Origin of the sequence: Kriegella aquimaris (genome assembly GCF_900103215.1) — a bacterium.
Classification (GTDB): domain Bacteria; phylum Bacteroidota; class Bacteroidia; order Flavobacteriales; family Flavobacteriaceae; genus Kriegella; species Kriegella aquimaris.
Genome location: NZ_FNGV01000011.1, coordinates 55,279 through 73,503, shown reverse-complemented (window position 1 = coordinate 73,503; position 18,225 = coordinate 55,279). Strand labels below are relative to the sequence as shown.

The 18,225-nt window shown below is 41.1% G+C and carries 13 protein-coding genes; all 13 read right to left on the bottom strand.

Annotated features, from left to right (window positions below; translation table 11 throughout):
• Positions 1 to 192: 192 nt before the first annotated feature.
• The gene (locus tag BLS33_RS18175) at positions 193 to 2,292 is read right to left on the bottom strand and encodes a DUF5696 domain-containing protein (protein WP_143017641.1); all 2,100 of its coding nucleotides are present in this window, start codon (positions 2,290 to 2,292) and stop codon (positions 193 to 195) included.
• Positions 2,293 to 2,356: 64 nt separating this feature from the next.
• Positions 2,357 to 2,995 (bottom strand): bifunctional 4-hydroxy-2-oxoglutarate aldolase/2-dehydro-3-deoxy-phosphogluconate aldolase, encoded by a 639-nt coding sequence (locus BLS33_RS18170; RefSeq protein WP_089892943.1) that lies wholly within the window; start codon positions 2,993 to 2,995, stop codon positions 2,357 to 2,359.
• Entirely contained in the window at positions 2,988 to 3,938 is a 951-nt protein-coding gene (locus BLS33_RS18165) for a 2-dehydro-3-deoxygalactonokinase (protein WP_089892940.1), read from the bottom strand. The genes BLS33_RS18170 and BLS33_RS18165 overlap by 8 nt, the downstream gene beginning before the upstream one ends.
• A 5-nt stretch (positions 3,939 to 3,943) precedes the next feature.
• Positions 3,944 to 5,389, bottom strand: coding sequence for an aldehyde dehydrogenase family protein (locus BLS33_RS18160; RefSeq protein ID WP_089892937.1), 1,446 nt, complete (start codon positions 5,387 to 5,389; stop codon positions 3,944 to 3,946).
• A 13-nt stretch (positions 5,390 to 5,402) separates the two neighbouring features.
• The gene (locus tag BLS33_RS18155) at positions 5,403 to 6,530 is read right to left on the bottom strand and encodes a mandelate racemase/muconate lactonizing enzyme family protein (RefSeq protein ID WP_089892935.1); all 1,128 of its coding nucleotides are present in this window, start codon (positions 6,528 to 6,530) and stop codon (positions 5,403 to 5,405) included.
• A gap of 87 nt (positions 6,531 to 6,617) precedes the next feature.
• Positions 6,618 to 7,625, bottom strand: coding sequence for an L-rhamnose/proton symporter RhaT (locus BLS33_RS18150; protein ID WP_089892931.1), 1,008 nt, complete (start codon positions 7,623 to 7,625; stop codon positions 6,618 to 6,620).
• Positions 7,626 to 7,780: 155 nt separating this feature from the next.
• Positions 7,781 to 9,082 (bottom strand): GntP family permease, encoded by a 1,302-nt coding sequence (locus BLS33_RS18145; protein ID WP_089892928.1) that lies wholly within the window; start codon positions 9,080 to 9,082, stop codon positions 7,781 to 7,783.
• A 207-nt stretch (positions 9,083 to 9,289) separates the two neighbouring features.
• Positions 9,290 to 10,813 carry a sulfatase family protein gene (locus tag BLS33_RS18140; RefSeq protein WP_089892924.1) on the bottom strand — a complete coding sequence of 508 codons (1,524 nt, stop codon included), beginning with the start codon at positions 10,811 to 10,813 and terminating at the stop codon, positions 9,290 to 9,292.
• A gap of 95 nt (positions 10,814 to 10,908) precedes the next feature.
• On the bottom strand, positions 10,909 to 12,378 hold the full coding sequence (locus BLS33_RS18135) for an alpha-galactosidase (protein WP_089892921.1): 1,470 nt from the start codon (positions 12,376 to 12,378) through the stop codon (positions 10,909 to 10,911).
• Positions 12,371 to 14,080, bottom strand: a complete 1,710-nt coding sequence (locus BLS33_RS18130; RefSeq protein WP_218129597.1) for a glycoside hydrolase family protein — start codon at positions 14,078 to 14,080, stop codon at positions 12,371 to 12,373. The genes BLS33_RS18135 and BLS33_RS18130 overlap by 8 nt, the downstream gene beginning before the upstream one ends.
• A gap of 12 nt (positions 14,081 to 14,092) precedes the next feature.
• A complete protein-coding gene (locus BLS33_RS18125) occupies positions 14,093 to 14,851 on the bottom strand; it encodes a GDSL-type esterase/lipase family protein (protein ID WP_089892918.1) in 759 nt (252 codons plus the stop codon).
• A gap of 11 nt (positions 14,852 to 14,862) precedes the next feature.
• On the bottom strand, positions 14,863 to 16,419 hold the full coding sequence (locus tag BLS33_RS18120; RefSeq protein ID WP_089892915.1) for an arylsulfatase: 1,557 nt from the start codon (positions 16,417 to 16,419) through the stop codon (positions 14,863 to 14,865).
• 182 nt (positions 16,420 to 16,601) lie between these two features.
• Positions 16,602 to 18,128, bottom strand: a complete 1,527-nt coding sequence (locus tag BLS33_RS18115; RefSeq protein ID WP_089892912.1) for a sulfatase family protein — start codon at positions 18,126 to 18,128, stop codon at positions 16,602 to 16,604.
• Positions 18,129 to 18,225: the final 97 nt, after the last annotated feature.

Sequence of the window (18,225 nt, the reverse complement as noted above, 5' to 3'; positions counted from 1 at the left end):
TCATGATACTGTGCATTAAATTAAAATTTGGTCGAACAAATAAAATCAAAACTGCGTTTATCAAGTTAGTTGATTTTACCTACTGATTACACTATTTTATCCTTTATGCATTTTAGAAAAACTATTTTCAACAAGATGTTTATTTGTAAGATCAACTTAGGCACTATCATTCTACACAAAGATTTGGTTTTCTCAATCAACAGATAGTCCCACTTCAAAGTGACCGCTCTTGACTTTACCATCTTTCATGGTGATTCGATAGCCGTAACCGGGGATAGACACACCTCCTTCAATCTTCTGTGCTACGGGACCTAAGTTTGCTATTACTTCGGTACCGCTTGAAAATTTGCTTCGCTGTACTTTAAAGTCAGCACTGAGGTATTCATGGCTTTTCAGTTCTGAAAAGAACGTTTCCCTATGAACAGGACTCACCAATTCATTGGCCATTTTAATCATCGGTCGCATGCCATTAAACTCGTAAGGTGCAAAGAATATGGTTGTTCCCCTTCCGAAAAGCATACTACGCAAGGCTTTCTTTCTGAAATCGCCATTAATTGTGATCTCATTGTCTGGGTCTTGAATTTTACCAAACGTTGCAATTGCATCGTGGAATACCAAACTGAACAAAGGCGCCCTGTGTGAAATTTGTGATAGTGGGTGGTCTTCAAGATAGGTCATACCCTCGAACATATCAAAATAAGGAATCCACTGTTGTTGACCGTGCTCGGTGCCATTCACGAGATTCAATGAATCAATATATTTGGCCAAGGCCAACCGCCCTTCTTTCCCATCTTCACGGTAAGCAGCAAAGGTGATGTCGGTAATGTCGGCCTCTAGACCGAGAGCGGCAATTTCTTTCTCAAGGTTCTCTTGAGCGAGACCCAGTTGAAATTTGGGGTCTACACGGGCCCATCGACTTCCTGTATTCATTAATTTTCCTTCTTCATCCCTTTGCATTAGATCTGTAGTAAAATCGGGATCGTTTTCCAGCATAGGAGAATAGGCATGGTACGAAGAATACAGATAGCCAAATTTCTTGGCCAAATCAACGGCCGCTTTCAGTTTTTCCGTACCACCGAGTTCTGTGCTGATTGGCCAGTCATGCGGTACGAAATTTGAAAAAGTACCCCACGCATGGAAAAAAGCATTCTCTACCTTTAACTCATCATGGGTTACACGGATCATCTCTTTCAACTCATCAAAAGTGAAAGCCATGCCCGGCATATTTACATAATGGGGATACCCTCCATAAACACCCATATAAATGGCTCCCGGTAATTTGTTTACATTGGGGTTCCGTTTCGCCTTATCATTCAAGGTTACAAAATAACCTCGCTTGACAGCTTCCTTTTTATAAATTTTCGCCATGTCGACATAATCACCACCGGGAATAAAATGGTAGCTGATTTCCATTTTGCCCTTTTCACTGTCCAATTTCCAGACAGGGTCTAAAAAAACGATACGTTGAAAAGTTGACATCTCGCCTTTTGAATTGAAAAGGTATTGACCATTATTATTAATATTATACATCATTTCTGGTCTTGCCGATTCATCTACGACGCCAACTACAGCCGATTTCTCATTATAAGTTCCCCACCAGGGCATTGACATTCCCGTTCCATTATTGAACAACGGCAAGGCCCCCACCGATTTGTTGTTATATGTGGCATCGTCCCATTTACAAAATCGTCCTCCGTTCATGGGAAAAATATAAGATGGACAAATAACTCCCTGTTTCTGGGGGATAACAGCAGCCCCTTTATCTTCATCAGTCTTTAGGCTGAATTGTCTAGACGGATAACGCAGATCGAAAAGACTATAATTTCCCGCGCTATGTTCGACGACCTGAACATCGAGTTTCGGGGCATTTTTATCTAACCTTATTTCGGAAACAATTATTATTCCTTTCGCCTCAGATCCGTCGCCCATAATCGGATTTATAAATTTTATCGACACTGTGTATTCATTCAGGCGCGTGACCTCTATCTTCTTACTTTTTGAAAGATTAACGGTTTGCTTTTTACCCTTCGTATCGGATATTGTGAGAAGCCCTGCAGCGTTCTCCCATGGGTCGCTTCCCCAAACCTGTCCTGATTTTTTTTCAATAACGGTAAAACAACCGCTTTTAACATCAACCGATACCTTAAGCACCTCATTTTCTAAAACAGCCGATTCCAGAGTTTTATTCTTTTCAATATCATTGTGAGTCAGGGCAAAACCATTTGATCCCGAAAACAAAACGACTACTAAAAGTAGACTGATAGTTTTTATTCTTTGTATTTTAATTTTCATTTTGCCGATATATTATTATGGTTTGTTCTACATCAATTTGCCCACGCAATTACTTAAGGTGTTTTTAAAACATCCCTATTTCGTCACGAATTTTTTCAAAATGTTTCCCGAGGTTTTCAAAATTTTTTGCACCGATCAATTTCTTGTCGAAAAGGGAACTGCCCATACCCACACCAACGACTCCTGCTTCAAAAAACGATTTGATGTTTTTTTGGGATACACCACCCGTTGGCAATAATTTGATTTTATTTAAAGGGGCGGAAACGTCTTTTATAAATTGTACCCCCAGTTGTGTAGCCGGAAATATTTTTACCGCCGAAGCCCCCAAAGACCATGCTTTATAGATTTCTGTTGGGGTATATCCGCCTGGAAAAACCGGAATATTGTTTGTGACACAGTATTTGATCACCTCCTCATCGATAATCGGAGTGACGATAAACTGAGATCCTGCCTTTAAAGCGACCTCTAAGTCTTGCATGTTACAAATCGTACCTGCACCGACATTTAATGTTGGAAAATCTTTTACCAATTTGGCAATAGTATGGGAGACTTCCGGCGAATTCATCGTTATCTCAACCGTAAAAAAACCACTCTTAAGGTAGATGGGAATAATTTCAAATACCTGTTCAGTCGTCAACCCCCTTAGAATGCCAACAATCGGATTTTTATAAAATTTTTCCCATGAAAACAATCGATCAGCCATAGCTCTCCAGTATTTTTCTTTGTCCTATCAATAATGCTTTCTCTATTATTTGCGTTTCGAAACATACCACTCGTTTCTTAGGCAAAAAAGAAAGTAAAGCCAACTCGTACAGTACATTATATATACCAGATGCTGCCAGATATACAGTTTCATTTTTATCCTTCAGGTTGGCCAACTCCCCTCCGATCAAGAGTCCTGACAAGAAAAAATAGTTTTGCTCCGGCGCTGTATCGCTAATCAGACTACTTGCCCTAATAGCGAACAATGAAGCCATTTGTTGGTTGGAAATTCCTTTCTTCACTCCCTCCAAGAACGCAGGTTGAAAAGATGATTTCCAGTCTACTTGATTCAACGAAGCCGCCAAAATGCTGGTCTTGCTTATAATTTCAAAAAGTTCGCCTGTCATATAAGTGGTAAAATCTTCAAAACGGCCTTTCTCAAAAGTTATATGCTTGCTGTGGGTACCTGGCAGTAATAAAATACCACGGTCTTCTTTAGGAAGGTGATTGGCCAATCCCATGGCTTGGATTTCTTCACCGCGCATGACATCCGTTTCTGTTCTCACACCCGAAACAAGTATTATTTTTGGTCCATTATCCCTGTGAATCGATGTACTAATCAAATCCTTACCGCTAAAGGCAATGGGCATTTTCGCATAAGGCAACTCTCGCATTCCTATGGAAGAAGACAACATTCCCGAGGCAACCACGACTAGGTTATTGCCTTTAGCATAATTGAGTGCACTAATCTGTTCTTTTAGATATTCTGCGAAAAATACCTCTTGAGATACTTCATTTTGCATCTTGAAGTCTTGAAATCGTTTTTTGATTCCCATATCGGTCTTGTGTTCCGCCAAGACATTCAAGGAATTTGTATCGACCAAATGGAGCCTAAAATTGGAAGTGCCCCAATCACAACTTATAAATATTTCTGGTACATTCATAAACTCTATAATGCTTTAGTTATCCTTTTCTTCACAAGATAATCATCAAGCGCATAAGTTGAGCAGTCTACCCCTATTCCACTATTCTTGACACCGCCATGAGGAAGGTAAATATCATACTTTACACCGTTCAGTTGCACCTCGCCAAACTCCAACTTTTCAGCAAAAAAGTTTAAGATGTCCTTATCTTTCGAAAAGACATAAGAGGCCAAACCGGCATCTGTATTATTGGCCAGTTCAATAACCTCTTCCTTTGTTTTAAAGGATGTGATTAGCGCCACGGGACCGAATATTTCATGCTGCAAGATTTCTGAATTATTATTGGCCAATAGAATGATTGTTGGCTCAAAATAATACCCTGTTGTATCGAAAGGTTTTCCTCCGTAAATCAGTGCACCCCCTTGTTTTATTGCCTCTTGAACGATACTTTGCACTTTGGCTACCGAGTTAGCATTAGCTAGAGGTCCCATATCAGGTTTGTTTTCCCTACCAAAGCCTATTTTGGCATTTTCGAACTTTTTCTTTAAGCCCTCGGTAAATTCGTTGATTACCGATTCGTGTATAAAAAAACGATTCGGGGCCACACAAATTTGACCTGAATTACCAATTTTCAAAGCGGCACCGATGTTTATCGCAAGTTCCATATCGGCATCTTGGCATACTATGAACGGAGCATTACCCCCACACTCCATACTATATCTTTTTATGGAAGTACGTGCACTCTGCGCAATGAGTTTTTGAGCCGTTTCGGTTGACCCGATCATGGTAATCAACCTCGGAATTTTACTTTCGCAGAGCGGAATACCCACTTCCGTGACATCACCACAAATAACGGTGACCACACCTTTAGGGAAGTTAATTTCCGCACAGAGTTCGCCAACAATATAAGCCGACAATGGCGAAAATTCGGATGGTTTTAAAATAATACTACAACCAGCAGCCAGGGCCGGCCCCAGTTTGAAACCCAAATTCAAAAGTGGAAAGTTATAGGCCAAAAAGGCTACCGCAACTCCCAAAGGCTGGGAGACCATGCGATGTTCATGACTACCTTCCTTATCTTTAATAGGAATATCTTTCCGTTTCTGAATCTCCTCGGAATAGTATTTCAGGGAATTGGTTATACTGGTGAGGTCTTCCTCGGAGCCTTCCCAAGTCTTACCCATTTCATACATGATACTTTCTCGTAACAAGTCACCATTTTCAATAATTTTGTTACGAAGTTTATCGATCCAATCCAATCGCTCTACCATTGGCATTGCGGACCACGATTCGAATCCCTTTTGAGCAGATTTCAATGCTCTTTCGGTATCGTCCATGCCGGCCCAAGCAATTGTCGCAATCGCGGTTTCATGAGCCGGGGAAATTACACCGAATGTTTTACCGTTTGAAGCATCGACAAGCTGACCATCGATATATAATTTTTTATGCCCGAACGTTCTTATATGTTTCATTTTAGCTTGTTTCTTATTCTGAATATTTTTGTAACGCTACCTCCGATACTTCTACGCCCAAGCCGGGAGCATCGGGCACATATAATAATCCATTCTCAATTTTTAATTGATGTCGGGTCACCTCATCGCGCAATGCATTTTCGGTACGATCTAGTTCCATGGTTGGCAAATCGTTATACATCCGTCCCGGATTCTTATCGAGATTCGCCACAAAATGCACCGCAGCACTAATGGCGATCCATGTTCCCCAACTATGTGGCACAATGTCTTTACCATAGGTTTGTGCCAAGGTCGCAATCCGTTTTGCTTCGGTAAGCCCACCGGTAGCGCAGATATCGGGTTGTGCAATATCTACACATTCGTTTTCCAAAAGACGTCTGAATCCAAATTTAAGGTATTCACATTCCCCACCCGATATGGGTATTGAAGTATTCTCTCGAAGTTTTCGGTATCCCTCATAATCTTCGGGGGACACCGGCTCTTCAAACCATCCTATATCATATTTCTCGATTTCCTTTGATAATTTAAGGGCCTCCCTATATGAATAGGCGTGGTTGGCATCGATCATCAGCCTCATATCAGGACCGATAGCTTTGCGCACCGCTGCAACATAAGCGATATCTTTTTCAATGTTTAGACCAACTTTCATCTTAACGGCTTTAAAACCTTGTGATTTATACAAAAGCGCCTCTTCTACCAATTTTTCCTTTTGTCCCTCTCCCCTTGTGAAATACAAACCCGTGGCATACGGTTCTATGATGGGGTTTTTAACACCTCCCAGTAAAACCGAGACCGGCTGATTAAAGACTTTTCCTTTTATATCCCATAATGCCACATCGATGGCACTTATTGCTGCTTGAAGAACACCACTCCGCGCATAATCTATGGAACGACGGTACATTTCTTGCCAAAGGGTTTCGTGTTCGAGTGCATTTTTTCCTATCAAAAAAGGTTTGAAAAAATCTATACCTGCCTTGAGCACATTCGCAGGACCATAGCCTTCGCCCCATCCATAAGTACCATCTTCCAACACTATTTTAACAATGCATATTTTTCTTGTATCATACTCCCATTGGGAAAAGTAGAAAGGTGTGTCCAAGGTATGGCTGATTACATAGGGAACTATTTCTGCTATCTTCATTTCAGTATCGATTAATTTTAATCTTTTATCTATTTATCACCAAGAATTTAATATTGGCTCTAGTTTTGAAACATTCTTCTTGCAACCTTAATAATTGGCGTAACCTAGGATACAAATGGCGATAATCAACACCGCCAAACCGATCAACAGTACTCTAAAAGGCTTAGCAGCATTTTTCCACTCACCGGAACGATACCCCCAAATATTACTTATTATAAGTGCCAAGCCCAGTAAAATGGGCCAACCTATCACAGGGCCAAGATTGCCCATTAGAGCGGCTCCCTGACCATAGACACCTAAAGCGGCAAACCAGAATATTCCGGCTAGAATTGCCCATTTATAAGCTTTACCACTATTAGGATTTTTATATGAACCCCATGAATTATTCTGTATCAACCGAAAAATGGCATAACCTCCGTTCATTGCAAAAGCGCCAGGAAGAACTACGACCCAAGACGCCAAACTTGCATTTTGAGTACCTACCCCATATTCGGCCACAGCAACTTGCGCTACGGGAGCAGCATTTGAAAATCCGATATTTAAAAATGCGGAAAGTATACCAGAAGCCACCGCAATGATTACCCCCAATTTTATAGATTTATCCATTGAATCGTTTTCAGCTTTTAACCGGTCTCTTTGAACACCCGCCACTGCTGTGATGGCCACACCGACCAAAAGTAGTACGACGCCAATCATAATTGTAGGAAAAGAAGGTTGCGATAATGCACCTTCAATTTGAAATAAAGGAATAACCGACCCCATTGATGCCGCCAAACCCATAACAATACCATAGGTGATTGAAATACCCGTTTTTTCAACACTTACACCGAACAATATGCCGCCTATACCCCACAAAAACCCAAAGAAGGCGGCTAACAATAATGTATCATTGTCTGTCTGTGCAATCACAGCTAACAAATCAGGAATTGCAATAAAGGCCCAAATACCTGGGACAACTATCATGGCAATGAAAGAATGTAATAGCCACCAAGCTTCCCATTTTAAGGGTGCCATATATTTCATTCCCAGTCCAAAAGTGCCTTGAAAAAAGCTGGCAAATAGAATTAAAATTATCGCTAAGAAGTACGTATCCATATAAAATGATTGTTATGATATTTAGGCGATAATCTTAACCATCGACATTATCATTCAATGCAAAGAAAATAGATTCCCTGTCTATGCTGTTAGTCGATTTTACCCCACGTTAACATTATTCTATCCTTTTTTTTTGCAAGAAGGTATGTGTAAGACTAAAAATCCAAAAGATATAATAGCAGGACCATAAGGCCACCGGATAATGCCACTATTGCGGTTAACAAACTGAATGACTTCAAAAGTTTAGGAACCGATACCCCATGTACTTCTTTAAAGAGCCAGAAAAAACTGCTATTGACATGAATAATTCCCAATGCACCAGCTCCAATCGCCGCAGCGGTTAATTCTGGATCAAGTACACCACTCGTTACCAGTGGAGCGGCAATTGACGCTGTCGTTATTAAAGAAACCGTTACCGATCCTGTTACCGTGGTAAACATAAAACTGAGCAAAAATGGAATGATAACTCCCATAACCGAAAAACTACTATCCATATTCGAAAAGAGTGAATTTACGATTTCGGTATCCTTAATTACCTGTCCGAAAGCTCCCCCGGTACCGGTAATTAATATAACGATGGCCGATTTTGCACCGGAGGTCTGAAAATAACGATCAAGGTCGGCGGTAAAGTTGGCTTTACCCAACAAGGGTAATGAGAAAACAACGCCAATCATCAAAGCCCAAACAGGATTTTTGATAAAATCAATAATTGGATTATCACCTGGGAACAACGCACCTACCGACATAAGGAATAAGGGCAATAAAAGTGCGACAAAGGGTAAAACCTTTCGATACCCCTGTAGTTCCTTTTTTTCTGAAGTGGGCTGACCTGCATTGGAAACAGCCGTCATTTTGAGACTTTTAGAATTTAACCGGATCCAAATCAAACCTCCAGCTATAGCCGTAATAGCAACAATAACATTGACAGGAATCATGGCGCCTACCTCAACGTTCAATAAAGCGGCCACCGCCAGGGGTCCCGGGGTTGGAGGAATCAAGGCATGTGCCACGGTGAGGCTCATGGCAAGGGACAATCCGAGGACCAAAACTGAATGTCCCGATTTTCTAGACAAGGCCAATATGGTCGGTAATAACGTCAAATAGGCGACATCCATAAAAACAGGAATTCCCACTAGAAAACCAATGACGGCCATGCTCAACGGCAATCGATTGACGCCGAATAATTTTATAATACTGTCGGCAATCAAATCAGCACCTCCAGTTTCTGCAAGAATTTCGCCCAGAAGCGTACCGAACAAAATGACGAGACCTATCCATTTTAAAGTGCTCCCGAAACCACTTAACAAACTTTCAGTGACCCCAGTTACAGAACCGCCCGTAGCCAATCCTAAAATAAGGCCCGATATCAGAAGTGCCGGAATAGGATGCACCTTGAAAACCGTAATAGCGGCAATCAACAGTACAATGCATAAAATCAATATTAAAAGCCCGGTCATGATCTAAATGGTCAATTGATTTAAATACCGGTTCTACTTCAAAAAAAATGAGACTCGACTGAAGTTGAATCGATTACCAACAAACTTATATGAATTTCAGCAACATCTTGCAACCGAAATTAGCTGCCACTGGCACTATATTACCATGAAATTGTTTGGGTACACGGAACAGTAACAGAAAATAACTTCATAAGGTGAACGCGCCTATTACTTTTTTATGTAATTAGGAGGAGGCAAACGTTTCCCCGTTTTGTAATCCATTCCCTTTCCGTAGTATTTGTAAGTATCAAAAACAGCACCATCGCCAAGCATACGTGGATCACCCTGCGCAATTAACTCGGTCTCCATCTGTTTGCGCAATTGTTTCATTTGTTCCGCATATTCAGGACGTGCGGCCAAATTGTATATACAATGGGGATCCTCCTTTATGTTATAGAGTTCTTCGACCGGTCGTCTATCAAAACTCATTTCAAAAAAATGATACTCCCCATCATTGGGTTTTAGATTTGTAAGGTAACTTTTCGTCGGGGAACCATCGCAGTTAAGAAAGCCATATTCAGGATTACCTACGGGCCATCGTTCGGGTTTAATATTACGCGCGTACAAAAAGGTATGGGTTCGAATGGCCCGAACCGGGTACGCCAAGTCGGTGCCCTCTTCGTTAGCACGACCGACATCGTGACGTTCCTTACCCAAAAGCACATGGTCTCGATTGGAATCTAATTGTCCTGATTTCGGGGACTGTAGTAAATTTAGAAAACCCATACCCGTCATCTGTTCATGGGGGGTCACCCCAGCAACTTGCATAAAAGTGGGTGCCAGATCAGGAAAGCTCACAAAATCATCAATGATGCGCCCTGGCTGTACTACCCCTTTCCAATAAACTACCAAAGGCACATGAAAACCTTCTTCATAGAGTTGACCTTTTACACGCGGAAATGGCATTCCGTGATCCGAGGTTACAACTACCATAGTATTCTCCAATAATCCTTTGGATTCTAAAATCTTGATTGCCCTACCTATTTGCGTATCAAACCATTCTACCTCGTTTGCATAGTCTAAAAGATCGCCTCGAATGATATCGTTATCCGGATAGAAAGGAGGCACTTCGGCATCGGTCAATTTTTTATCTGTTTTTTTCCATGAATCCAACTCATAAAAGCGGTGGGGCTCTTTCGCTCCAAGCCAAAAGCAAAAAGGCTTCGCATCGCCTTTTTTATCCAAAAAATCAGCAAAATTAGCGGCGTAATCAATGTTACTAATTCCCTTATAGGGTGGAATAAGTTTTATGTCGCTATATTCCGGGCCTGCCGGATTATGCGCTGTATCATATACCCCAGGCCCCCAACCCTTGCCAGTAAATCCAACATTGTAACCAGCTTTTTCCAGTAATTGCGGATAGGTTTTAAACTCTGAAGGAAATCGACCGTTATGGTCAGCGGCTTCTTTGAGCTGCCAGCTATATTTTCCGGTTACGATACAAGCTCGCGCCGGAGCACATTTTGGGTTACAATTATAGGCATTGTTAAATACTGCCCCGTCTTTTGCCAATTGGTCAACAGCTGGGGTCTTTACATATGTTGCACCGTAGGGTCCAAAACTATTCTTAGAGGCATCGTCGGCAATAATGAACAAAATGTTGGGACGCTTTTCCTGCGCATAAAAATTACAACTGAGCATCAGACCTAATAAGGTGATTACCAAATGACCTTTAAATTTAGAATAATTCATATTCGAATTCTTTTTTAATAGTATATGTTCTCGAAAACAATAAACGTACTAAGCGGCCAATAGGCACATACTTTCAATGTTTTATTTAATTCATTTCAACCCTCGTAGAAATCGGATAGAATATTCTTATTTCCTCTTTCATAATCCCATAAATAATCGCCTGTTTCATCAACACACTTTTGACTGATGTGATGTGGCAGCAGTGACACCAAAGGATAACCGGTCTTTGACTTAAACATCTCTAAATGTTGCAGATATTTCTGCTCAGTAATATCGTTTTCGGCATTTCCACCGATATGATCAAGGTTGATTGCCCTGCCCGGCGAAGATTTATAACTAATCTCGTAGTGCGTTTTTACGCGCCCCGGCCAGTCATAGTTGTCATTTAACCAAACGTCGTTGGTACGCGTTACGTCGGTAAACTTCGTAAAGAAAATATCGGGCACGTGAAATTCCATTTCGATGGTTTCGTCAATACCTTTTGCTGCTTTGTACAATTCTTTATGAATGTGCAACATATCAGATTTGGTGTTATACGACATATCGATCTTAAATTTTTTAACCCCCATTTTATGAAACCTTTCGATGGTTTCTGAGGCGTATTCGAAAATATCGGCTTTCGGGTTCAACCAACGAACTCCCTTATCGTATTCCGTTTTGCCTTGAGTCCTTTGAGCTCCAAGTAAATCTGGATATCTTTTCGCAATGGTACTCGCCCCGTGAATTTTAGGAAATGCAATCCAAAGTCCGGGCGTAAACCCTTTCGTTTTTATCATATCCATGGTTTTTCTGAAATCGGGAAATTTTTTCGGGTCAGGGTACCAAGAGCCATATCCGGAATTTAAAGAACCGTCAGGAAATTGTCCCCAACCATGGTCCAAAGTCATTTTTCCTTTCGGATAACCATATTCTATAATTTTGTCCAAATAGTCGGCAACAAAATCGTGGGTCAATAAATTGAAATGTCCTTTTGGCACCTTGGACTGTATTTTCTGCTCTACCCAAGAGCAGTATTCAACATCTGCCCAAAAATGCGGATGCGTGGTGAACGGTTGAAAATTCAATCGCGTCATCATTTGGGTGTTATACTTCTTCCAGGCCTTATCCCCTATTCCGCTTTCGTCAATGAACAGCTCTTGACCCTCTGGTATGTTTATGGTCAATGTTTCTTTTCCGTCAAAACTGAAGGTAGAATTTTCATAGGCGAAAGTGGTCATAAACCCAACGAATTTTCCGAAAGCATCCATAATTACCGGTGACCCGCTCATGCCACTTGCCGGAATGGTAAACGGGTTATGGGTAAACGCACTACTATGGAAATACTGCGAATTGCCTCCTTTTGGTCCGCCATTACTAGTACTATGATAGGGACAGAATAGGGGTTTCGCTACTTTGATGGTAACTTTTTCATTATTCTGGTTCTTGACCGTATTTGATTTAGAAGAATCTCCCAGAACAGAATTGGCGGCCTTCGCCATAGTTGTCCCTGATAATCCAGCGAGCGCTACGCCCATTCCCGCTTTTTTAATAAAATTCCTTCTATTATTTCCTTTTTGGCTACTCATGAATTGTAATCGTTTTGGTAAAAACTACTGGAGTAAGTTCTTCGGCAGTAATCGTACTTTTTATACTATAAGAGGCTCCTTTCCGAAATGCTATTTTACTCGAAAGTGATACTGTTATTTCTTGAAAAGGGTTGAGCGCCGGAACGTCACCCGCTGCTATAAAATGTTCTTTTCCGTGCTCCACAGTAGTCAGTTGTATCTTGGCATCTTTAGAAGCTACTTGTCCAAAATTACTTACTTTAACCTCTACGTTGTATCCGTTGGCGGTTTTGGCGAATACAGGAGCGCGTGCCGAAAGGATAGGTTCTACATACTTGACTTCGGGCAAACGTACATAACCAAAAAGCAACTGCCCGTTTTTGTCTTTGCCCAGAAGCTTTCCTGCAAAATTGTCATCCGTAAGACCATTATTTCTTCCATCGAAAACAAGAATTAGATCTTTTCCCGACTTTTCGGTTCGAGATAGTTCACTCCCCTTCCCAAAATTTACCTGTTCCGAAGCCCCGAACCGCAAGGACTCCAAGTTGATGTCCGTATATGGATTAAAATCGGCTTCAGCCGCAATTTTCAGTTTTATTTCCTTTGTTTTCTGGGTGATTTTATGCTCTTCCAACAAGGTCAATAATTTATCTTTCACGAGAGGCACGACCACTAATTTCGAACTGTGATTGTCGTTGGGCAGGTCTTCGTATTTTAGTGTGTCAATGACCGCAAAATTGGCCGCAATCGCCCTACCTTTTTCATCTTGCAAAATTCGAATACGCTCATATTTGTGCCAGTCTTCTTTTAATCCGTTTTTATATTGGGTAATTCCGGGCATATAGGCCTCCCCCGGTTCCACTTTCCAATCCACACCATTTTTTGAACGTAAATACCATGCAATTCTCCCTAACCAATCATTCACAATAAGGTGATATTGTACACTATCCCTCCATACCAAGGGGTCTTCGTATTTACCTTCTACAGGAGGGTATACATTCGATTGGGTAACACGGTTCCATATGGCCAAACCATCTTTGCTAAACCAGATATCACCTTTGCGATTTACCATCAAAAAAGAGCCGTCTTCCCGTTTGGCGAACGTAAGATTGTGGAGGTAATTCCCGCTAGATTCCTTCTCTCTATCTCGAATGTCGAACGTGTAATTTGTTTTTGTCCATGGGCCATTCAAATTATCAGCGACGTAAAAAGCTCCAATAACGTAAAGTACATATTTTCCATTTTCGGTCACGTACCAAGTGGGGTTATGACCAGGTCCTATTTCGTTCAACACCTTAAACGGACCATAGGGCGTGTCAGAAGTCGCGTGTACAACTACAGAGTTGTGATAAGCCATATGCCCCTTTTCGGCACTTTCAGGCCATCGACAAACAAGAAGATGATACTTTCCATCGGCCCCAAGTAATGTATTGCCACCCCAGTATGACCATTCAGGAGCTTCTATGCCATTTTTGACATCTCTTGGAATTACGGCTAAGGCACCCCATGTTTGAGTTGTTATTCCACCTAAATCGGGCATCGGTAAAAACCGGTCCATAAAACGACCACCGAAAATTAAATCGCCCCATTCCGATGGTCTCTGACGTTCGACAACCATTTCTTGGGCACTCTTGCCGGGCATATCGTTTTTCAAAAGCTCTTGCGCCCTTAAATTGACACTTCCCAAAAGAATAAAGAGACAGATGATTGATTGTATTCTCATGGATATTTTCAGTTATTTATCTATAAATTTTGTGATATGACCCTCCAAGGCCTCGAACATAAGCAAGTGCCCTTTTGCATTGGGATGCAAATAATCAGGCATCAATTCTTTCTTTACTTTTTCATTTTCATCAAGGTAAACCGAACTGATATCGACGTAGTGGATTTTTGAGTTCTTTTTAGGGAAAGTTGCAATAATTTTATTTGTTGCCTTATTGATATTGTCGCGGTGGTTGGGCTTGTATCCGTAAGGAAGAATACCCATTAAAACAATTTCCGTATGAGGAAGTTTATCTTGGATAATTTCGCAAATCTTCCATATACCACCCGACAATTCATCGGGTGTACTAATGTTTAAATAATGGTTGCCATCTGTATTATTCGTACCGATTAAAACCAGTGCAACTTTAGGACTTATACCTTCCAATGCGCCATTTTGAAGGCGCCATATCACATTTTCGGTGCGATCACCACTAATGCCCATATCTACTGTTCGGTACCGGTTTAGATATTTTGACCAGACCTCATCTCGATCCTCATTTTCCAAAGTGTGAAAAATGGAGTTACCGACCAATACCAATTCCGGGTCGGTGTCTAGTCGGCTTAAAATTGTTTTGTGCCTATCTCCCCACCATTCACTATCATTCTGAACCGATTCGGCCGCAGGGTTCGGTTTTGTAACTACAGACTTTGTTGTCGAACATGCCGTTAGCACCAAAGTAATGGCAAATAGCAAGATGAGGTTGAACCGGAACATTTTTATTATTTTCATACGACTTATTTTTATACTCTTTTTTGAATGGGACCGAGACCATTTTGCCAGTTTTCATTGCACTCTTTAAAAAGTATGGCTTTTAGTTCTTGTAATTTTTCGGGTTGTTTTTTGGCCAAATCTCGAACTTCTTTATAATCTTCTGGAAGATAGTAAAGCTGAAAAATATCGGCTTTGAGAAAATATCTCAATTTCCAGCCTTCTTGGGTAACCAGTGCCGGGCCCATTTTCGAAGAGTACACCGTGTAGTTTCTAGATTTCGATTTTTCCCCAAATAAGGTCTTGGCATAAGAAACCCCATCTTTTTCTTTAATTTGTGGTGTGCCAACAATTTCTGCCAACGTGTTTAAAAAATCGTAATTGCTGACCATTTGATCAGAGACCTTTTCAGACTTGATCTTATCTTTCCAGTACCAGAACAAGGGAACGCGAACGCCACCCTCCCAGTTGTCTCGTTTTTTACCCGACATACCATTGTTGCCATCAAAAACATCTCCCGCTACAACACTGTTGAAACGTGTAACAATATTATCGAACTCCTCGCCTTTTACATTCACATTGTTTTTCGAAGTACGCCCTTTTTCGGGATAGTAAATCTCATGTCCATTATCAGAAGTAAATACGATAATAGTATTATCCAATATTCCCATTTCTTCCAATTTCGCATAAATTCGACCTACATCATCATCTAACATTTTCACCATGGAAGCATACTCTTTTTCCCATTGTGTTAATTTCGGATTGTTCTTTAATTCAGGGTGGACTTCTGGAACCATTGTGGGGCCATGCGGAAGTTGTGAAGGAAAATATAGAAAGAAAGGCTTGTCCGTTTTCTTTGGATTGTTGGCATCCAGAAAAGCCAATAGTTTATCCATAATAATATGTTCGGAATACACTGCTTTGCCTTCCATATTCCAACGCTGCTTGAAATTTTCGGGTGAATCATATTCCGTAGTCTTGGCACAATCGACATGCGTGTTCCCTGGAATATCGATTTTTTTTCCATTCTCAAAAAGAAAAGGTGGATAAAACCCATGGCAGCGCAAGTGGTCATAATAGCCAAAATGATGGTCCCAACCGTGGCGTTGCATACGTTCTGGGGTTGTAGCGAAACCCCACTCCAATTTTCCGAACTGAGCCGTAATATACCCCGCCTTTTGGGCGACCTCTCCGAGGAAAATTTCGTCGTTCTCGGCAGGCAAAGCAACGGTGTGAATCTTCGACTTAATTTCGTCAAGGGTCAGGCCATTGTCCAGTTCTTTGTATATACCAGCTTTCACAATGGTCATGGCATCGCCACCATGGCAATCATGCATACCGGTCAGCAGGCTGGCCCTCGCCGGAGCGCAATACATGGCGCCATAGGCCCTATCAAAACGTATGCCTTCGGTGGCTAATTTGTCAATATTGGGGGTAGTAAACAGTTTCTGACCGTAGGTACCCAACATACCACGACCCATATCATCAGCGTAGATGAGAACCACATTGGGTTTTTCCGTTTTCTCTTTTTGCGCAAATACCGCCACGGGTACAGTTAATAATATAAAACCAAGTATTACTTTTTTCATTTTTATAGTTTCAAATCAAATGCGAGAAAAATTCAGGATAAAGTCGCCTCAGAGTCTAAGACCATAAATTTAGTGGACATCAATAAAATCATGTATTCCAGCATAAATTTTATGTGTCTAGAAGTACAACCCATTGAAACACAAAGTAGATATGAGTACGCTCTAGGCGGAAACTATTTTTATCAACGTTTTACTGAATACCCCTGTTCTTGGTATTTTTTCAAAGTCGTCTCCATTTCCTTAATAACATCGGGATGTTTCTCATAGATACTATTTTTTTGAGCTGCATCTATATTCATATCGAATAATAGGGCAGGCGTTTCAAAATCTTTATATCCCCTTAATTTTTTAAAGGAATCGGGCATATTGGTATGTTGCCCTGAAGGTTTGTTTATGTAGAGCCATCGACCTTTTCGAAGGCCCCATACACCGTCAAAAGTATTATGCACCGTTGCTTCTCGTAGCGGTGACTTATACTTCTTGCCACTTACAAGTGGTAAAAGATTATAACTATCAGGCGCTGCTTTTTTAGGTAATTCTGTATTTGTAATTGCGGCAAGTGTGGCCATAATGTCTACTTGAGAAATAACTTCTTTAGAAACGGTTCCGGCTTTGATTTTTCCAGGCCATTTAATAATAAAAGGAACATGATGACCGCCTTCCCAAACGTCTCGTTTCAAACCTCTAAAATCACCCATGCTAAAATGGCCATATTTCTCGCCGCGTTCAAACGCATACTTCTCTGGCCCGTTATCGGCCGTAAATATGACAATGGTGTTTTCTTCAAGACCTTTTTCCTTTAGTGCTTTCATGACCTGACCAACTACCCAATCAGTCTGATAAACAAAATCACCGTAAGGACCTGCTTCCGATTTACCTATAAATTCTTCATTTGGAATTATGGGTGCATGAGGCGCGGGCAATGCGAAATAGAGAAAGAAAGGCTTGTTTGTTTCCTGCTGTTTAATATACTCTACTGTTTTTTCGGTAAGTGTTGGAAGTACCTTATATGGATTCCAACCTTCGACCTTCGGTCCGGGCCGGAATTCCCATTCGCCTTCATTGATGTCAAAACCTACTTTATGTACATCCATAACCGCAGTTGGCAACTCAATAAACCTATCATTTTCCATCCATGCGTAGGGAGGGAAATTAATAGTACCATCCCCGAAATAATAATCGAAACCTCTGTCTAACGGTCCACCAGAGATGGGCTGGCTCCAATCTATATCTTCGGGCCGGTAAAATTTTCGCTTTTTATTCCATTGAAATACTTCGCCGGTGGGTTCGTTCTTGAATTTCCAATTCCAGCCCAAATGCCACTTTCCAATGCTAGCGGTTTTATAACCGTTGTTTTTTAAGACTTGAGGAAGCGTAATATCCGATTCATCAAAAAAAGGTTCGCCAAAAGAGTTTACGATACCGTGCTGTCTACGCCAGTGATAGGTACCTGTCAACAATGCATATCTGCTGGGCGAGCAAATACCCGAAGAACTGTGGGCATCTGTAAACCGCATACCTTCGGAAGCCAATTGATTCAGATTAGGGGTAGGTATTTTAGAAGCATCGTTCTGACATTGCAAGTCGCCGTACCCCATGTCATCGGCATAAATAATAACGATATTAGGTCGTTGAGAATAGACTTGGGCAATTGACACTACAAGCAATGTAATTGTCAAAAGATAGAATTTTGCGATAAATGTCTTCATATTATTATTCTAAAATGGGTGTTGAAAATACTATAAATTTATAGCAATACCCTATAAAAAACTAGAAGACCTAGGTCTCGCTACAATCTGAAAAACC